The sequence below is a fragment of the Acuticoccus sp. I52.16.1 genome (assembly GCF_022865125.1).
Lineage (GTDB): Bacteria > Pseudomonadota > Alphaproteobacteria > Rhizobiales > Amorphaceae > Acuticoccus.
Window position 1 is genome coordinate 4292816 of the sequence record NZ_CP094828.1, and the last position, 16806, is coordinate 4309621.

The 16806-nt window shown below is 70.0% G+C and carries 18 protein-coding genes; 3 read left to right on the top strand and 15 right to left on the bottom strand.

The window, feature by feature from the left end:
- Positions 1–77: 77 nt before the first annotated feature.
- The 3 genes from MRB58_RS19410 (at position 78) to MRB58_RS24850 (ending at position 1232) form a co-directional block, all read left to right on the top strand.
- Positions 78–266, top strand: coding sequence for a hypothetical protein (locus tag MRB58_RS19410; RefSeq protein ID WP_244778737.1), 189 nt, complete (start codon positions 78–80; stop codon positions 264–266).
- 229 nt (positions 267–495) lie between these two features.
- Positions 496–987, top strand: a complete 492-nt coding sequence (nuoI, locus tag MRB58_RS19415; protein ID WP_244778738.1) for an NADH-quinone oxidoreductase subunit NuoI — start codon at positions 496–498, stop codon at positions 985–987.
- A gap of 119 nt (positions 988–1106) precedes the next feature.
- Positions 1107–1232, top strand: coding sequence for a hypothetical protein (locus MRB58_RS24850; protein WP_256461686.1), 126 nt, complete (start codon positions 1107–1109; stop codon positions 1230–1232).
- Between the two features lie 34 nt (positions 1233–1266).
- On the opposite strand, the gene MRB58_RS19420 is transcribed toward MRB58_RS24850, so the two are convergent.
- From MRB58_RS19420 to MRB58_RS19490, 15 genes are all read right to left on the bottom strand, one after another.
- Positions 1267–2118: an alpha/beta hydrolase gene (locus MRB58_RS19420; RefSeq protein WP_244778739.1), complete on the bottom strand. Its 852-nt coding sequence runs from the start codon at positions 2116–2118 to the stop codon at positions 1267–1269.
- The gene (locus tag MRB58_RS19425; protein WP_244778740.1) at positions 2115–2543 is read right to left on the bottom strand and encodes a RidA family protein; all 429 of its coding nucleotides are present in this window, start codon (positions 2541–2543) and stop codon (positions 2115–2117) included. Before MRB58_RS19425 ends, MRB58_RS19420 begins: the two co-directional genes overlap by 4 nt.
- The gene (locus MRB58_RS19430; protein WP_244778741.1) at positions 2540–4183 is read right to left on the bottom strand and encodes an AMP-binding protein; all 1644 of its coding nucleotides are present in this window, start codon (positions 4181–4183) and stop codon (positions 2540–2542) included. The genes MRB58_RS19425 and MRB58_RS19430 overlap by 4 nt, the downstream gene beginning before the upstream one ends.
- A gap of 12 nt (positions 4184–4195) precedes the next feature.
- Positions 4196–5350, bottom strand: coding sequence for an acyl-CoA dehydrogenase family protein (locus tag MRB58_RS19435; RefSeq protein ID WP_244778742.1), 1155 nt, complete (start codon positions 5348–5350; stop codon positions 4196–4198).
- Positions 5350–6180: an enoyl-CoA hydratase family protein gene (locus MRB58_RS19440; protein WP_244778743.1), complete on the bottom strand. Its 831-nt coding sequence runs from the start codon at positions 6178–6180 to the stop codon at positions 5350–5352. Before MRB58_RS19440 ends, MRB58_RS19435 begins: the two co-directional genes overlap by 1 nt.
- Positions 6180–6695, bottom strand: a complete 516-nt coding sequence (locus tag MRB58_RS19445) for a MarR family winged helix-turn-helix transcriptional regulator (protein WP_244778744.1) — start codon at positions 6693–6695, stop codon at positions 6180–6182. Before MRB58_RS19445 ends, MRB58_RS19440 begins: the two co-directional genes overlap by 1 nt.
- Positions 6692–7462, bottom strand: coding sequence for an SDR family NAD(P)-dependent oxidoreductase (locus MRB58_RS19450; protein WP_244778745.1), 771 nt, complete (start codon positions 7460–7462; stop codon positions 6692–6694). Before MRB58_RS19450 ends, MRB58_RS19445 begins: the two co-directional genes overlap by 4 nt.
- Positions 7463–7576: 114 nt before the next feature.
- Positions 7577–8866: a flavin-dependent oxidoreductase gene (locus MRB58_RS19455; protein WP_244778746.1), complete on the bottom strand. Its 1290-nt coding sequence runs from the start codon at positions 8864–8866 to the stop codon at positions 7577–7579.
- 13 nt (positions 8867–8879) lie between these two features.
- Entirely contained in the window at positions 8880–9335 is a 456-nt protein-coding gene (locus MRB58_RS19460) for a cupin domain-containing protein (RefSeq protein ID WP_244778747.1), read from the bottom strand.
- Positions 9336–9353: 18 nt separating this feature from the next.
- Positions 9354–10049, bottom strand: coding sequence for an ABC transporter ATP-binding protein (locus tag MRB58_RS19465; protein WP_244778748.1), 696 nt, complete (start codon positions 10047–10049; stop codon positions 9354–9356).
- Positions 10049–10795 carry an ABC transporter ATP-binding protein gene (locus MRB58_RS19470; protein ID WP_244778749.1) on the bottom strand — a complete coding sequence of 249 codons (747 nt, stop codon included), beginning with the start codon at positions 10793–10795 and terminating at the stop codon, positions 10049–10051. The genes MRB58_RS19465 and MRB58_RS19470 overlap by 1 nt, the downstream gene beginning before the upstream one ends.
- Positions 10792–11811 carry a branched-chain amino acid ABC transporter permease gene (locus tag MRB58_RS19475; protein ID WP_371747204.1) on the bottom strand — a complete coding sequence of 340 codons (1020 nt, stop codon included), beginning with the start codon at positions 11809–11811 and terminating at the stop codon, positions 10792–10794. The genes MRB58_RS19470 and MRB58_RS19475 overlap by 4 nt, the downstream gene beginning before the upstream one ends.
- Entirely contained in the window at positions 11808–12731 is a 924-nt protein-coding gene (locus tag MRB58_RS19480; protein WP_244778750.1) for a branched-chain amino acid ABC transporter permease, read from the bottom strand. Before MRB58_RS19480 ends, MRB58_RS19475 begins: the two co-directional genes overlap by 4 nt.
- Positions 12732–12825: 94 nt before the next feature.
- Positions 12826–13998: an ABC transporter substrate-binding protein gene (locus MRB58_RS19485; protein ID WP_244778751.1), complete on the bottom strand. Its 1173-nt coding sequence runs from the start codon at positions 13996–13998 to the stop codon at positions 12826–12828.
- A gap of 309 nt (positions 13999–14307) precedes the next feature.
- The gene (locus MRB58_RS19490; RefSeq protein WP_244778752.1) at positions 14308–16731 is read right to left on the bottom strand and encodes a bifunctional salicylyl-CoA 5-hydroxylase/oxidoreductase; all 2424 of its coding nucleotides are present in this window, start codon (positions 16729–16731) and stop codon (positions 14308–14310) included.
- Between the last annotated feature and the right edge of the window lie 75 nt (positions 16732–16806).

Below are 16806 nucleotides of genomic sequence, written 5' to 3' on the forward strand. Positions count from 1 at the left end.
TTGATCGCGCCCCGGCCACCTTGGGAAGGCCGCCGCGCATCCCATCTTCGGCTGGTCAGGTCTTGGAGGATGCGGCTATGCCGTTGACGATGCGGGTGGTTCTAGTCGCGGCGGCCATGGTTCTGCCGCAAATCGCACACGCGACCGCCCCGGTCGTCGCCCCGCCGACGGACACCGTGATCGCCAAGCGCTGCAAGCCGATCAACATCGGCACCCCCGACCGTCCGCGCTGGGTGCAGGACCCCGGCTGCGGCTCCGGCCGCTGAGGCCGCCCGGCCGGCGCACCGCGGCCCTCGTCCCCGGATCGCCATCTGCCTGCGACGTTTTCGTACGCTGTGGTGCAACGCCGCCGTGAATGGCGTGGGGCGCGGCCGACTCCCGAAAAAAATTGGGCTTTCGGTCGCGCCGGACAGCGTCGGGGCGTCTTGGGCGTTGCAGCGGAGCGCCATTCGCGCCAATTAGAAAGGGTCTACGTCCGAACGGATCGAGTTGATCATGGCCACGCTCCAGGGCACCGCTAAGTCCATCTTCCTGACGGAGTTCGTCTCCGCCTTCTTCCTGGCGATGCGGTACTTCTTCAAGCCGAAGGCGACGGTGAATTACCCGTTCGAGAAGAACCCGATCTCGCCCCGTTTCCGCGGCGAGCACGCGCTGCGGCGCTACCCCAACGGCGAAGAGCGGTGCATTGCCTGCAAGCTGTGCGAGGCGGTGTGCCCGGCCCAGGCCATCACCATCGAGGCCGGCCCCCGCCGCAACGACGGCACCCGCCGCACCACCCGGTACGACATCGACATGGTGAAGTGCATCTACTGCGGCCTGTGCCAGGAGGCCTGCCCGGTGGACGCGATCGTCGAGGGTCCTAACTTCGAATTTTCGGCCGAAACGCGCGAGGAGCTGCTCTACAACAAGGAGAAGCTGCTCTCCAACGGCGACCGCTGGGAGCGGGAGATCGCCGCCAACATCGCCGCCGATTCGCCCTACCGCTGAGGCACGGCGGGGCCCCGCGCCGCCGATCGGCGAACCCCGAAGGCCCCCGCCGCGTTGATGGACGAGAAGCGCCGGACGCCGAGCGGGCGCGGTCGAAGCGTCGGCAGGAGAGCGAGCGAATGGCCAAGCAACCGGAATCGGGCGGCAACGTGCGCCGCATCAGCTCTGCATGGCTCCTCACGCTCGGCGCGGCGGGAGCCGTCGTGGTCGTCGCGCTGCTCGTGATCAGTTGGTTTGTGGGCTGAGGCGCGGTCGGGCCGGCCGCGCCCCCGCGCCCACTCAGCGGCTGGTGAGAGCGCCCACGACCACGCTGTCCGGATCGCGCAGCGCATCCACCACATCGAAGTGATGCCGGCCCGGCGCCTCCAGCGCCACGGTCTTCACGCCGAAGCCGTGCCACGCGTTGGCGAGCAGGACGTTCTGGCGGCGGAATTCGGCCAGCTCCGCCCCGCCGACGATGCAGGTGAGGTCCACGCCCGCACGCGGCTCCAGGAGGGCCGGGCTCTCGGCCCGCGCGGTCTCCAGCGACATTCCGAGGATCTCGTTCATCGACGCCGGCAGCAGGCAGCGCAGGTCATGCACGCCGCTGATCGATACGACCTTGCCGATCCGCGCGGCGGTGGCCTCGGCGATCGGCGCGTCGGTGCACAGCATGCGGCTCACCAGATGCCCGCCGGCGGAGTGGCCGGAGAGGTTGATCGGCCCGCCGACCTCGCCGGCGATATGGTCCAGGAAGGCGCCGATCTCGCGGGTGATCTCGGGGATCGTCGCCTCTGGCGCGAGGGTATATTCCGGCAGCGCCACGGCGAAGCCGCGGGACAGCGCCCCGGCCGCGAAGTGCGACCAGTTGCCGATCACGTGCGCCTTCCAGTACCCGCCGTGGACGAAGACGGCGAGGCCCGCCGGCGCCCGCTCGGGCAGGAAGAGGTCGTAGTGCCGGCGCGGCGCGTCGCCGTAGGGCACGGCGAGCTTGGCGCGCCCGGCGGCGGCCAGCTCGTCGCGGAAGGCTTTCGCCGCCGCGGCCCAGCGCGGCGTGTACTCGGCCGCGCCGGGGATGGCCGCGCCGTTGTCCCAGGCGACGTCGATGTCGGTGACCGGGTCGCCGCCGGTCCAGATCTGCGTGTTTGTCATACGTCCGGTATAATCGCTGTCGCTTCGATTTCCACGAGCGCCTTGGGCTCCACCAGGTCGGCGACGCCCACAAGCGCCATCGCCGGGTAGTGGCGGCCCATCAGCTCGCGGTAGACGGCGCCGAGCTCGCCCAGCGACGCGCGGTAGGTGTCGACCGAGCGCACGTACCAGGTGAGGCGGGCGATGTGCTCCACCTCGCCGCCCGCCTCGCGCACCACGGCGATGACGTTCTTCAGCGTCTGCTCGACCTGCGGCATGAAGCCGTCCGCGAATTCCTCGTTCTCGTCCCAGCCGATGAGGCCGCCGGTGAGGACGACCGTGCCGCGGCCGGCGATGCCGTTGGCGTAGCCCTTCGGCTTGGTCCAGCCCGCCGGCTGCAGGACCGTCAGCCCCGCGGTCACGGCGTCGTCCTGGGTGTCGCTCACGAAGCGTCTCCTTGGGTGGCGGGCACGGCTTCGGCGCGCTGGCGCAGGGCGAAGCGCTGCAATTTGCCCGACTCGGTCTTCGGCAAAGCGTCGAGAAACTCGATCGCACGGGGATATTTGTAGGGCGCCAGCTCGGCCTTGACGTGGTCCTGCAGCGCTTTCACGAGCGCCGCATCGGCGACGTGCCCGTCGCGCAGCACCACGTAGGCTTTGACGATGTGGCCCCGCTCCGCGTCCGGTGCGCCGACGACGCCGGCCTCGGCGACCGCCGGGTGCGCGAGCAGCGCCGCCTCCACCTCGGGCCCGGCGATGTTGTAGCCGGCGGAGACGATCATGTCGTCGTTGCGGGCCTTGAACCAGAAGTAGCCGTCTTCGTCCTCGACGAAGGTGTCGCCGGTGATGTTCCAGCCGTTCTCGACGTATCGCTTCTGCCGCTCGTCGGCGAGGTAGCGGCAGCCGATGGGGCCGCGCACGGCGAGGCGGCCGGGCGTGCCGGTGGGACAGCGCGCGCCCGTCTCGTCGACCACCATCGCCTCGTAGAAAGGGACGGGCTTGCCGGTGGCGCCGGGGCGGATGTCCTCTTCGCGCGCGGCGATGAAGATGTGCAGCATCTCGGTGGCGCCGATGCCGTCCATCAGCTTGATCCCGGTCGCCTCCAGCCACGCGTCGTAGGTGGGGCGGGGCAGGGTCTCGCCGGCCGAGACGCCCTTGCGCAGCGACGAGAAGTCGAACTCGCGCGCTTTGGGGATCATCGCGCGGTAGGCGGTCGGCGCGGTGAAGGTGATGGTGGCGCGGTATTCCTCGATCGCGGCGGCGAGGTCCGACGGCCCGGCCTTCTCGAGGAGCACCGCCGAGGCGCCGACGCGGAACGGAAAAAGGACGAGCCCGCCGAGGCCGAAGGTGAAGGCGAGCGGCGGCGAGCCGATGAAGACGTCCGACGGCTCGGCCTGGAGGATCTCCTTGGCGTAGCAGTCGCAGATGACGAGGAGGTCGCGGTGATAGTGGATGGTCGCCTTCGGCATCCCCGTCGTGCCGGAGGTGAAGCCGAGGAGGCACGGATCGTCGGCGCGGGTGGGCGCGGCCTGGAACGTGCCCGCCATACCCTCCATCAGCGCGCCCAGCTCACCCCCGGCGGTGCCCTCCCAGGTGACAATCCGCGGCGCGGCCTTCGCCATCGCGGCGGCGCGGTTCATCTCGTCGACCAGCTTGGCGTCGCAGAAGGCGAGGCCGATCTCGGCCTTGTCGAGCGCCTTGACGATCTCGCCACCGCGCAACAGCGGCATGGTCGCGACGACGATGCCGCCCGCCTTGATGACCGCGAGATAGAGCGCGACCTTCGTGGGGTTGTTGGCCGAGCGCAGAAGCACCCGGTTGCCGGGCACCATGCCCAGCCTGCTCACCAGCATGTTGGCCATGCGGTCGATCATCCCGGCGAGGTCGGCGTAGGTCCAGCGCACGCCGGGCGCCATCAGGGCGACACTGTCGCCGCGGCCCTCGGCGACGTTCCGGTCCACCAGCTCGACGGTCGCGTTCAGCATCTCGGGGTAGCCGAGCGCGTCGAGGTTGATGAAGTCCGGCTGCTCCGCCACGGGGGGCAGATTGTCGAGGACGAACGTATCGACGTGGCACGAAGACGGCATAGCGCCTCCCTCTCAACTGGGCTCGGAGAGCAACTGACGGGCGATGATGAGCTTCTGCACTTCGGTCGCGCCCTCGTAGATCCGGAGCGCGCGGATATCGCGGTAGAGCGTCTCGGGGACGGAGCCGGCGCGGACGCCGTCGCCGCCGTGGAGCTGCACGGCGCGGTCGATCACCTTCTGCGCATTCTCGGTGGCGACCATCTTGGCCATCGCCGCCTCGCGGGTGATGCGGGGGGCGCCGGCGTCGCGCGTCCAGGCGGCGCGGTAGACGAGGAGGGCGGCCTCGTCGATCTCGGTCGCCATCTCCGCCAGCGAGGCCTGGGCGAGGGGGAGGTCGGAAAGCGTGCCGCCGAACATCGCGCGGCCCTTGGCGCGGGCGAGCGCGGCGTCGAGCGCGCGGCGGGCGAAGCCGAGCGCCGCGGCGCCCACAGTGGTGCGGAAGACGTCGAGCGTCGCCATCGCCACCTTGAACCCGGCGCCCGGCGCGCCGATCCGGTGCGAGGCCGGCACCGTCACCCCGTCGAACGCGAGGCGGGCGAGGGGGTGGGGCGAGATGGTGCCGAGCCGTTCGGCGACGGTGAGGCCGGGCGTTGCGGCCGGGACCCAGTAGGCGGAGAGGCCGCGCGCGCCGGGCGCCTCGCCGGAGCGGGCGAAGACCACGTAGCTGTCGGCGATGCCGCCGTTGGAGATCCAGATCTTCTCGCCGTCGAGGCGCACCGCGTCGTTCCCCTCGGGGGTGGCGGCCAGCGCGAGGGCGGCGACGTCGGACCCCGCGTCCGGCTCGGTGAGGGCGAAGGCGGTGATCGCGGTGCCGGCCCTGGCGCGCGGCAGGATGGAGAGCTTCACCGCGTCGGAGGCGAAGAGGGTGATCGACCCGGTGCCGAGCCCCTGCATGGCGAAGGCGAAATCGGCGAGCGCATCGTGCCGCGCGAACGTCTCGCGCAGGAGGCAGAGGGCGCGCACGTCGAAGGCGCCGTCCGGCGGCACGGCGTAGGCGAGGAAGCCCGCTCGGCCGAGCGCGGCGACGAGGCGGCGGCACGAACCGTCGACGTCCCGGTGGTCGACGAGGGCCGGGACGTTGGCGGCGGCCCAGGCGTCGGCCTCTTCGGCGAGGGCCTTGTGGCGGGGCTCGAAGAACGGCCAGTCGAGGAAGGTCGTGTCGCCCATCAGTTGCCCTCGAAGACCGGCTTCTGCTTCGCGGCGAAGGCGTTGAAGGCGCGGGTGAAGTCGCCGGTGGTCATGCAGAAGGCCTGCGCCATTGCCTCGGCGTCGATCGCCTCGTCGATGCCCATCGCCCATTCCATCTGCAGCATCTTCTTGGTGACGCCGTTGGCGAAGGTGGGCCCGGCGACCATCGCGGCCGCCAGCTCGTGCGCGGCGGCGAGCGCGCCGCCGGTGTCGGTCAGGCGGTTGAAGAAGCCCCAGCGCTCGCCTTCTTCAGCGCCGAGGAAGCGGCCGGTATAGAGCAGCTCCGAGGCGCGGCCCTGGCCGACGATGCGCGGCAGCATCGCGCACGCGCCCATGTCGCACCCGGCGAGGCCGACGCGGTTGAAGAGGAAGGCGACCTTGGCGCCGGCCCCCGCGACGCGCAGGTCCGAGGCCATGGCGATTATGGCGCCGGCGCCGGCGCAGATCCCCTCGACCGCCGAGACGATCGGCTGCGGGCAGGCGCGCATCTCCTTGACGAGGTCGCCGGTCATCGTGGTGAAGGCGTGAAGGTCCGCCGCGCCCATCTTGGTGAGCGGCTCGATGATCTCGAACACGTCGCCGCCGGAGGAGAAGTTGCCGCCGGCGCCGGTGACGACGACCGCCTTGATGTCCCGGTCGTGGCGCAGGGCGTGGAAGGTGTCGCGCAGTTCGGCGTAGCTGTCGAAGGTGAGCGGGTTCTTGCGCTCGGGGCGGTCGAGGGTGATCGTCGCAACGGCGCCCGACACGCACCACTGGAAGTGCGTCGCGGTGAAGGCGCGCAGCGGCGCGGCGATTGCATTGTGGGCCATCAGGCGTCTCCAGTCCGCGTTTTGGTGGGGCCTTCGGTGGCGGACGTGACCGAGGCTCTGAGATCGCCGAGGCGGTGGTAGAGGTCGCCGAGTGCCGCGGCGTCGAGGCCGCCGACGATCTCGGCCACCCATTCGGAGTGCTCGGCGGCCATCTCGGCGAAGGCGGTGCGGCCGGCCGGGGTGAGGCTGACGCGCGAGGCGCGGCGGTCGTTCTCCAGCGTCTCGCGCACGATGAGACCCTCTTGCGTGAGCCGCTCGACGAGGCCGGTGACGTTGCCGTTGGACACCATCATGCGGCGCGACAGCTCGCCCAGCAGGATGCCCTCGGGCGCGCGCTCGAGCTGCGCCATCAGGTCGAACCGGGGGAGCGTGGTGGCGAAGCGCTCGCGCAGACGCTTGCGGATCTCGCTCTCGATGAGGTTGCTGACCGCGAGGAGTCGCAGCCACAAACGCAGCTCGGCGCTGTGGTCCTCGCGCGCTTCGCCGGGGGGGACGGCCTCTTCGGACGCGCTCACAGTTCGCCCCCCGCGACGGCGATGGCCTGGCCCGTGACCGCGCCCGCGGCGGGGCTCGCCAACCACAGGCACGCGGCGGCGACTTCGTCGGGCGTGATCAGCCGGCCCATGGGGTTCACCTTGGTGAATTCGGCCAGGAGGTCGGCCCGGTCGCGCCCGGTCTTGGCCTCCAGCGCGTCGAGCGAGCCGGCGACGAGGTCGGTGTCGGTGAAGCCGGGGCAGACGGCGTTGACGGTGACGCCGCTGCGGGCCAGCTCCTGCGCCAGCGCGCGGGTGAGCCCGACGGCGGCGTGCTTGGCCGCGCAATAGGCGCCCACGTAGGCGTAGCCCTTGAGCCCGGCGGTGGAGGCGATGGTGATGATCCGCCCGCCGCCGCGCGCCTTCATCGCCGGCACGACGGCTTGCGCGGCGACGAGCAGCGGCTCGACGTTGAGCGCCATCATCGCCCGCAGCGCGTCGACGGACATTCTGGCGAGCGGCGCGGTGTCGGCCCCGCCGGCGTTGCTCACCAGCACGTCGATCGGGCCCGACGCGTCGGCCGCTGCGGCGAGCGCTGCGGTGAGGGCCGCGGCGTCGGTCACGTCGGCGGCTACCGAGGTGGCGGTGGGGCCGAGCGCTTCGGCGGCGGCCGCGGCGCTCCGGGGCGTTCGGCCGAGCACGGTGACGCGGTCGCCGGCGGCGACGAAGGCGGCCGCGATCGCCCGGCCGATGCCGCGGGTGGCACCGGTGACGAGGACGTGACGCGCGGCAGGCTCGGACGAACTCACTTCGATTCTCGCTGGGTAATGCTTCAAGCTTAAACTTTCCGGCCGCACCACGGCAACCGGGTTCGGATCGACCGGCGTCGCGGCCGGTCGATCCCAAGCGTCGCGCCCGCGCCGTTACTTGGCGGCGACGGGGGTCGTGGCGGCCGTCACCGGGGCGGCGGCGTAGCTGGCGCGCTGGCTCGCCGCGGCGAACCCCGCCTTGCCCGCGTAGCCGCCGACGATGGCGGCCCGCTCGGCCTTCGTCATCACCTCGTCGATGCTCTCGAAGCCCGCGGGGGCGCGCTTCTCGGCCTCGTCGATCACGCGCTCCGGCCCGCCCTTGCGGTTGAGGCGGACGATCTCGGCGGTCTTGGGCCGGCGGTCCGCCTCGTAGGCGTGCAGCGCCTGGCGCGGGTGCTCGGCCTTCTGCAGCGCATCGGCGAGCGCTCGCGCGTCGAGGATCGCCTGCGACGCGCCGTTGGAGCCGACCGGGTACATCGGGTGCGCGGCGTCGCCCAGGAGCGTGACGCGCCCGAAGGTCCAGCGCGGCAGCGGATCGCGGTCGCACATCGGGTACTCGAACGCCTGCGCCGTCGCGGCGACGAGGGCATTGACGTCATAGTCCGGGATCTTGAAGCGCTTGGCGTAGGGGATCACCAGCGAGCGCTGCGCCGGGCGCGACCAGCTCTCCTTGGGGGGCGGCGAGGTCTCACCGTCGGCCATCTTGATGTTGACCACCCAGTTCATGAGCTGCTTGCCGCCCTCGGCATGCGCGATCGGGTAGAGGACGAACTTCGCCCCCATGCCGCCGCCGATCGCCATCGTGCGGCCGTCGCGCCAGGGCGTGAACTCGGTCGCGCCGCGCCACATGACGACGCCGTTCCACTTCGGCGGCCCCTCGTTCGGATAGAACGTGCGCCGGCCGACCGAATGGATCCCGTCGGAGCAGACGAGGACGTCGCCGCGTGCGGTGTGGCCGGGGCCGCCCAGCACCGAGTCGACGAAGTGGGCGGTGATGCCGCCCTCGTCCTCGATGAAGCCGGCGAGGCCGAGGCCGCAGCGGATCGCGTCCGGCCCCAGCCGTTCGATCACCGCGTCGTAGAGCACCTTCTGCAGGCGGCCGCGGTGGATCGAGAACTGCGGCACCGGGTGACCGGCGTCGATCCCGCGCGGCTCGCGCCAGACCTCCTGGCCGTAGCGGTTGTAATAATAGAGCTCGCGCGTGCGCGGCGCGACGGCGTCGAGCGCCGGGAGGAGGCCGATCTCGGCCAGCTCGCGGATCGCGTGGGGGAGCGTGTTGATGCCCACGCCCACCTCGCGCACCTGCGGCGACTGTTCGTAGATCGTGGCGCGGATGCCGCGGCGGTGCAGCATCAGCGCGGTGGTGAGGCCGCCGATACCGGCGCCGGCGATCAAGACCTTCATCGGTGCACCTCCCTCAAGCGGCGTCGGGCGGGGGCAGGAAGTCGACCTCGTGCTTGGCCGAGACGGCGACGACCTCCGCCGGGTCCGCCTCGGGCCCCAGATTGTGCAACGCCCAGAAGAGATCGTACAGCCGTGCCGCCGGGGTCACCCAGAACACGCACTTCACCGGCGCTTCGGACTTGTTGAAGAGCCCGTGCGGGCGCCCGCGGGGAAGGCGGATGAGATCGCCCGGTTCGGCAAACCCCTCGGTGCCTTCCAGCACCGTCGTGAGCTTGCCCTCCAGCATGTAGATGAACTCGTCCTGCGTCGGGTGGATGTGCGGCGGCACGAAGGTCCCCGGCGGGAAGGTCGCGTGCCAGGAGAGGCAGGCTTCGGTCAGCTGCTTGGGCACGTAGATCTGGCCCAGGATGTTCCAGACGATCCCGTCCATGCCCTCGCCGTGCTTGGTGACGCCGGCTGTCATTGTCATTGGGGCGTTCTCCTTGGTTCAAACATGCAGGAATCGGTCCTTGATGTCGGGGGTCGCCCGGAGGTCGGCGGTGGTGCCTTCCCAGGCGATGCGGCCCTTCTCGATGACGACGTGACGGTCGGCGAACTTGGCGAGCGCGTCGACGTTCTTGTCGATCACGAGGATGGCTTCGCCGGCGGCCTTGATGGCCTTCAGGCAGTCCCAGATCTCCTCGCGGATCAGGGGGGCGAGGCCTTCGGTCGCCTCGTCCAGGACGACGAGGCGGGGGTTGGTCATGAGCGCGCGGCCGATCGCGAGCATCTGCTGTTCGCCTCCCGAGAGCTGGTTGCCCATGTTGCGCCGCCGCTCCTGGAGGCGCGGAAAGAGGCTGTAGACGCTGTCGAGCGTCCAGCGCGACGTGCCCTCGTTGCGGTGCGTGGCGACGAGGTTCTCCTCGACGTTGAGCGTCGGGAAGATCTGCCGCCCCTCCGGCACCAGGCCGAGGCCGTGGCGGGCGACGACGTGCGGCGCCTTGCCGGTGACGTCGTCGCCGTCGATGGTGATGCGCCCGCCGGCGGGCTTCAACAGGCCGAAGATGGATTTGACCGTCGTGGTCTTGCCCATCCCGTTTCGGCCGAGGAGCGTCACCACCTCGCCGGCCTCCACCCGCAGGTCGATCCCGAAGAGGATGCGCGACTGGCCGTAGGCGGCTTCCAGACCCTCGACGACGAGCATCAGGCTTCCTCCCCGAGGTAGGCGGCGCGCACGTCCGGGTCGGCGCGGACCGTCGCCGGGTCGCCGGTCGCGATCAGCCGGCCGTAGACCAGCACCGAAACGCGGTCGGCGAGCGCGAAGACGGCCTCCATGTCGTGCTCGATGAGGACGATCGTGTGGGTCGATTTCAGCTCGCGCATGAGGTCGACCAGGACGGCGCCTTCCTCGTGCCCGGTGCCGGCGAGCGGCTCGTCGAGAAGCAGCATCTTCGCGCCGGTGGCGAGCGCGATGGCGATCTCGAGCTGGCGCTTCTCGCCGTGAGAGAGGTCGCCGGCGCGGCGGTGGGCGCGGTCGGCGATGCCGACGCGGGCGAGCGCGGCCATCGCCTGATCGTTGAGGTCCCGCTCGCCGGCCGCCGGGGCGAGGAAGCGGAACGAGGAGCCGGAGCGCGCCTGCACGGCGGTGGCGGCGTTCTCGAGCACCGTGAACCCGTCGAGGATCGAGGTGATCTGGAACGAGCGGGCGAGCCCCCGGCGCACGCGCGCCACCATGGGAAGGCGGGTGATGTCCGCGCCGGCGAAGGAGACGCGGCCCGAATCGCTCTTCAGCGAGCCGGAGAGCTGGTGGATCAGCGTCGTCTTGCCGGCGCCGTTGGGGCCGATGATGGCGTGCAGCTCGCCCTCCGGCACGTCCAGCGAGATGCCGTCGGTGACGGCGAGGGCGCCGAACGACTTCCTCAGGTCGCGGATCGACAGGAGCGCGGTCACGCGCGGCCCCCGAAGATGCGGCCCACGAGCCCCGCCATCCCGCCGCGTGTGAAGAGGACGAGGAGGATGATGAGCGCGCCGAAGACGAGGTGCCAGTGCTCCCACGTCGAGGACAGCACCTCCTCGAGGATGAGGTAGCCGGCAGCGCCCGCGATGGCGCCCGCCAGCGTTCCCATGCCGCCCAGCACGACCATGACGATGAGCTCGCCCGAGCGCTGCCACGTCATGAAAGCCGGGGAGACGAACTCGGTCTGGTTGGCGAGGAGGACACCCGCGATCCCGCACAGCGCCCCGGCGACGACGTACGCCGTCAACTGGTAGCGGAACGGCGCGAAGCCGATCGCCTGCATGCGCATCGCATTGTCGCGCGTGCCGCGCAGCACGCGGCCGAAGCGCGACGCGACGACCATGCGCAGGAGGAAGAAGGCCGCCGCCAGGACGACGAGCGCGAGATAGTAGAACGCGACGTCGTTCTCGAACACGCTCTGGCCGAAGAGGGTGGAGCGGTGCTGCAAGGTCAGCCCGTCGTCGCCGCCGTAGGCCGACAGGGAGACGAAGAAGAAATACGCCATCTGCCCGAACGCCAGCGTGATCATGATGAAGTAGACGCCCTTGGTCCGCAGCGAGATCGCCCCGGTGACGAGCGCGAAGAGGCCCGAGCCGAGCACCGCGACGATCATCTGCAGGAGGACGTCGTCGACGCCCGCGGTGGCGAGGATCGCGACCGCGTAGGCGCCGAAGCCCAGGAAGGCGGCATGACCGAAGGAGACCATCGCGCCGAAGCCGAGCACCAGGTCGAGCGACAGGGCGGCGATCGCGAAGATGAGGATGCGCGTCGCGGTGACGACGAGGAACGGGTCGCCGATGGCGGTTGCGACCGGCGGCAGCGCAGCGAACAGCGCCAGGAGGATCACCCCGGCAACGAGCGCGCCGCGGGCGGCGAGGCGCGGCCGGCGCGCATCGGCAGCGACGGCGTCGTCGATCGCGGGGCTGGCGGCGGGGTCGGTCGCGCTCACGCGGCGCCCTTCTTGGGGAAGAGGCCGGTGGGGCGCGCGAACAGCACGGCGGCCATCAGGATGTAGATCAGCATCGGGGCGAGGGTGCGGCCGGTCTGCGCGGCGGCGGCCGGATCCATGAGGCTCCTGAGGACGATGGGGCCGAAGGTGCGGCCCACCGTGTCGACCACGCCGACGAGGATCGCCGCGACGAACGCACCGCGGATCGAGCCGACGCCGCCGATGACGATGACGACGAAGGTGAGGATGAGGACGTTGTTGCCCATCCCCGGCTCGACCGAGAGGATCGGCGCGACCATGGCGCCGGCGAACCCTGCGAGCATCGCGCCGAGGCCGAAGACCAGCATGAAGAGGCGCTTCACGTCGACGCCGAGGGCCGAGACCATCGGCGCGTTGGTGGCGCCCGCGCGCAGGAGCATGCCGATGCGCGTGCGGCTGACGAGCACCCACAGCCCGACCGCCGTGAGAAGGCCGGCCGCGATGATGACGATGCGGAAGACCGGGTAGCGCAGCGGCCCGACCAGCGGGATCGAGCCCGAGAGGATGTCCGGGATCGGCACGGAGAGGGGCGCGGCACCCCAGATCATCTTCACCCCCTCGTTGAGGATGAGGATGAGGCCGAACGTCGCCAGAACCTGCTCGAGGTGATCGCGGTCGTAGAGGTGGGCGAAGATCAGCCGTTCCAGCGCGATGCCGAAGAGGAGCGCGGCCGGCAGCGCGATCGCGAGGCCGAGGAAGAAGTCGCCCGTCCACGCGGTGAACGTCGCGGTGAGGTAGGCGCCGACCATGTAGAGCACGCCGTGCGCGAGGTTGATGAGGTCCATGATCCCGAAGATCAGGGTCAGCCCCGCGGCGACGAGGAACAAGAGGATGCCGAACTGAAGCCCGTTCAGCGCCTGGAGCAGAAGAAGATTGGTCATCGGTGCGTCATCGGCGACGGGCGGATGTCCTCGGGCATCTTGGCAAGATCAGGTGGGGCCGACCGGGCGGACCCGGCCGGCATGGCGGTTGCGATTACTCGGCCATCTCGCACTGGTCGGCGTAGTTGTCGACGTAGTCGTCGAAGATCTTCTCGGAGATCCGCGTCTCGTACTTGCCGTCGTCGCGCTTGGCGACCTTCACCAGATAGAAGTCCTGGATCGGATAGTGGTTGTGGCCGAACTTGAAGTCCCCGCGCAGCGAGGTGATGTCGGCGGCCATCAGGCCCTTGCGGATCGCGTCGGAGTCCGACACGTCGCCGCCGGCGGCCTTGATGGCGCTGTCGATCAGCTGGGCCGCGTCGTAGGCCTGCATGGCGTAGGTGCCGGGTACCGCACCGTACTTCTCCTCATAGGCCGCGACGAAGGCCTTGGAGGCCTCGTTGTCGAGGTCCGGCGCCCAGTTGGCGCCGCCGAAGAAGCCGACCGCGGCGTCCTGCTGCGCCGGCAGCGTCGTCTCGTCGACCGTGAAGGCGGACAGGAACGGGATGTTGTCCAGCCCCGCCTGGCGGTACTGCTTGACGAGGTTCACACCCATGCCGCCGGGCATGAAGGTGTAGATCGCGTCGGGCTGGTAGGCGGCGATCTGCGCCAGCTCCGCTGAGAAGTCGAGCTGGCCGAGCGGCACGAACACCTCGCCCACGACCTCGCCCTCGTAGGAGTGCTTGAAGCCGGCGAGCGCGTCCTTGCCGGCCTGGTAGTTCGGCGCCATCAGGAAGACGCGGCCGAAGCCCTGGTCCTGCGCGTACTTGCCCAGCACCTCGTGCACCTGGTCGTTCTGATAGGAGGCGACGAAGAGGTTCGGATTGCACTCCGAACCGGCGAAGGTCGACGTGCCGGCGTTGGGGCTGATCAGGAAGGCGCCCGCGTCCGTCACCGGCTTGGCGATCGCCATCATGATGTTGGAGAAGATCGGGCCGACGACGAAGTTCGCGCCGTCGCGCTCGACCAGCTCGCGGGCCTTGGTGGCGGCGACGTCCGGCTTCAGCTCGTCGTCGACGACCACGATCTCGGTCGGGATGCCGCCGAGCTGGCCGCCCATCTCTTCCACCGCCAGCTCGAAGCCGTTCTTGGCCTGCTCGCCCAGCACCGCCGGCGGGCCGGACAGGGTGACCATCACGCCGACCTTGACGCCGTCCTGCGCCACGGCGGCACCGGCGAGCATCGTCGTCGCCAGGGCGGCGGCGGCGAGTGTGCGAATTGTCCTCATCCTCGTCTCTCCAACCAGTTGTTTGATCGCGACCTTAAGGCTTGTTGACGGTGAGCGCATCAGACCTTGCGTGCCGGATGCCCGAGGCCGTTGGGAATTACTTTACGCATAAAATAATTGCCGGCAACAGGGGGCACCCACGATGGTGAACGTCTCACACACTATGGCGCAACAAATGGCGCGGTGCCGAAAGACCGGGCGCGTCCTGCCGCGCGACCGGGCGAATGCGGGTGAATACGGGTCGGCCGCGCGGGATATCAGCGATCCGACCCGGCGGCCCACGGTGCGTGGGACCGCGCCCCACGCGTGTCACTCGGCCGCCTTGGCCTCGCCCGGTTTGGCTTCGCCCTTGGCCTCACCGGCCGCGCCTTCGCTCGCCGGGGCGTGCGGGCGGGGGCGGGCCTTGCGGCGCAGCTCGAGGTGCTGCTCGCGGCGCTTCTTCATCTCGCGGTGCGCCTGATCGCGGCCGGCATGATACTGCCGCGGCCAGTGCTGGTTGCGCGTGTCGTACCAGGCGGCCGCATCGCGCGCGAAGTAGGGCGACCACATATGCGGCCGCCCCAGCGCGACGAGGTCGGCCCGGCGGGTGTGGATGATGGTGTTGACCTGCGCGGCGTCCGTGATCGCGCCGACCGCCATCGTCGCCATCGGGCGGGCGTTTGCCGGGCCCGCGTTGCGCACCGCCTCGGCGAACTTCACCTGGAACATGCGCCCGTAGACCGGCTTCTGGTCCGGCACCGTCTGCCCGGCCGACACGTCGACGAGGTCGCATCCGGCCTCGGCGAACGCCTCGGAGATCGCCAGCACGTCCTCCTCCGAGATGCCGCCGTCCTTCCAGTCGCTCGCCGAGATGCGGACCGACATCGGCCGCTCCGCCGGCCACACCTCGCGCATCGCGGCGAAGACCTCCAGCGGGTAGCGCAGGCGGTTCTCGATGGTGTCGCCGTACTCGTCGGTGCGGCGGTTGGTGAGCGGGGAGAGGAACGAGGCCAGGAGGTAGCCGTGCGCGCAGTGCAGCTCCAGGAGGTCGAACCCGGCGCGCGCGGCCCGCTCGGTCGCCTGCACGAAGTCGGCCGTCACGCGGTCCATGTCGGCGCGGTCCATCGCCTTGGGCGCGGCGCTGACGCCGGAGAAATACGGGATCGGCGAGGCCGAGAACAGCGGCCAGCGCTTGCCCGCGTCCTCGATCGGATGGTCCATCGTCTCCCAGCCGAGCTGGGTGGCACCCTTGCGGCCGGCGTGGCCGAGCTGCATCGCGATCTTGGTCTTGGAGTGGGTGTGGACGAAGTCGACGATCCTCGCCCACTGCGCCTCGTGATGGTCCGTCCAAAGGCCCGGACAGCCGAGCGTGATGCGCGCGTCCGCCGACGGGCACGTCATCTCGGCGAAGACGATGCCGGGGCCGCCGAGCGCGTGGCTGGTATAGTGGACGAAGTGCCAGTCGGTGAGGTTGCCGTCCTCGTCGGCGGAATACTGCGCCATCGGGCTCATGACGACGCGGTTCTCCACCTCCATCTGCCGCAGGCGGAACTTGGTGAACATCGGCGTCGGCCGGCTCTTGCGGTAATCGTAGCCGGTCTCGGCGAAGACGCGCTCATAGAACGCGGTGTCCACCTTCTCGACGAAGCCCGGATCGCGCACGATCAGGTTGTCGTAGGTGATCGACTTCGCCCGGCACATGACGACCATCGCGAACTGCTCCGGGCTCATGTCCCACGAGCGGTTCATGTGCTCGAACCACGCCAGCGAGACGTCCGCGTTGTGCTGGATGATCTCGCAGGCGGTGCGGCGCTTGTCGTCGTAGTCCTGGAAGGCGGCCTCGATGTCGGCCTCGCCGTGGTCGACGACCGCGTCGGAGAGGGCGATGGCGCACTCCATCGCGAGCTTGGTGCCCGAGCCGATGGAGTAGTGCGCCGAGGCCTTGGCGTCGCCCAGGAGGACGATGTTGTGGTGCCACCAGTGATGGCAGTAGATCCGCGGGAACTGGCGCCAGTTGGAGCGGTTGAGGAGCAGCGGATGGCCCTGCAGCTCCTCGGCGTAGAGCGCGGCGAGCTTCTCGGCCGAGGCCTCCTCGTCGAGCGCGTCGAAGCCGTGGCCGTGCCAGCAGGCGTCGTCCATCTCGAAGATCCAGGTCGAGAGGCCGGCCTCGTACTGGTAGGTGTGGGCGCAGATGATGCCGTGCGCCGTCTCTTTGAAGAAGTAGTTGAACTCGTCCATCGGCCGCGTCGAGCCCATCCAGCAGAAGCGGTTGGACTTGATCGCCACCTCCGGCTGGAAGGCGTCGCGGTAGTGCTCGCGGATCTTCGAGTTGATGCCGTCCGCCGCGACGATGATGTCGGAGCTGGCGAAGCGGGTCGCCACCTCGTCGGCCGGGACGGGCTCGGAGAAGACGAGGTCCACGCCCTCCTGGCGGCAGCGGTGCTGCAGGATCGACAACAGCAGCTTGCGGCTCATCCCGGCGAAGCCGTTGCCCGCGCAGCGCATTTCGACGCCATCCTTGTGGACCGCGACGTCGTCCCAGTACTCCATCTCGGCGCGGATGTGCTGGAACGAGCGGCGGTCGCGCGACAGGAACTCGCCCAGCGTCTCGTCGGAGAAGACGACGCCGAAGCCGAACGTGTCGTCGGCGCGGTTCTGCTCGTAGACCTCGATCGTCCAGTCGGGCCGACGCTTCTTGGTCAGAAGCGCGAAGTAGAGCCCGCCGGGTCCGCCTCCGATCACCGTGATCTTCATGGGCTCCTCCGTCGCTCGGCCTGTCGTCGCACCGTTATTTTAAGCCTAAAATTTCTGCGGTCCAGTGGCGATTGT

Excerpts from the sequence above, each read along its gene's own strand:
- nuoI (WP_244778738.1), top strand. The coding sequence starts at position 496 with ATGGCCACGCTCCAGGGCACCGCTAAGTCCATCTTCCTGACGGAGTTC.
- MRB58_RS19440 (WP_244778743.1), bottom strand. The coding sequence starts at position 6,180 with ATGGCCCACAATGCAATCGCCGCGCCGCTGCGCGCCTTCACCGCGACG.
- MRB58_RS19430 (WP_244778741.1), bottom strand. The coding sequence starts at position 4,183 with ATGCCGTCTTCGTGCCACGTCGATACGTTCGTCCTCGACAATCTGCCC.
- MRB58_RS19485 (WP_244778751.1), bottom strand. The coding sequence starts at position 13,998 with ATGAGGACAATTCGCACACTCGCCGCCGCCGCCCTGGCGACGACGATG.
- MRB58_RS19435 (WP_244778742.1), bottom strand. The coding sequence starts at position 5,350 with ATGGGCGACACGACCTTCCTCGACTGGCCGTTCTTCGAGCCCCGCCAC.
- MRB58_RS19460 (WP_244778747.1), bottom strand. The coding sequence starts at position 9,335 with ATGACAATGACAGCCGGCGTCACCAAGCACGGCGAGGGCATGGACGGG.
- MRB58_RS19420 (WP_244778739.1), bottom strand. The coding sequence starts at position 2,118 with ATGACAAACACGCAGATCTGGACCGGCGGCGACCCGGTCACCGACATC.
- MRB58_RS19480 (WP_244778750.1), bottom strand. The coding sequence starts at position 12,731 with ATGACCAATCTTCTTCTGCTCCAGGCGCTGAACGGGCTTCAGTTCGGC.
- MRB58_RS19455 (WP_244778746.1), bottom strand. The coding sequence starts at position 8,866 with ATGAAGGTCTTGATCGCCGGCGCCGGTATCGGCGGCCTCACCACCGCG.
- MRB58_RS24850 (WP_256461686.1), top strand. The coding sequence starts at position 1,107 with ATGGCCAAGCAACCGGAATCGGGCGGCAACGTGCGCCGCATCAGCTCT.
- MRB58_RS19490 (WP_244778752.1), bottom strand. The coding sequence starts at position 16,731 with ATGAAGATCACGGTGATCGGAGGCGGACCCGGCGGGCTCTACTTCGCG.
- MRB58_RS19410 (WP_244778737.1), top strand. The coding sequence starts at position 78 with ATGCCGTTGACGATGCGGGTGGTTCTAGTCGCGGCGGCCATGGTTCTG.
- MRB58_RS19465 (WP_244778748.1), bottom strand. The coding sequence starts at position 10,049 with ATGCTCGTCGTCGAGGGTCTGGAAGCCGCCTACGGCCAGTCGCGCATC.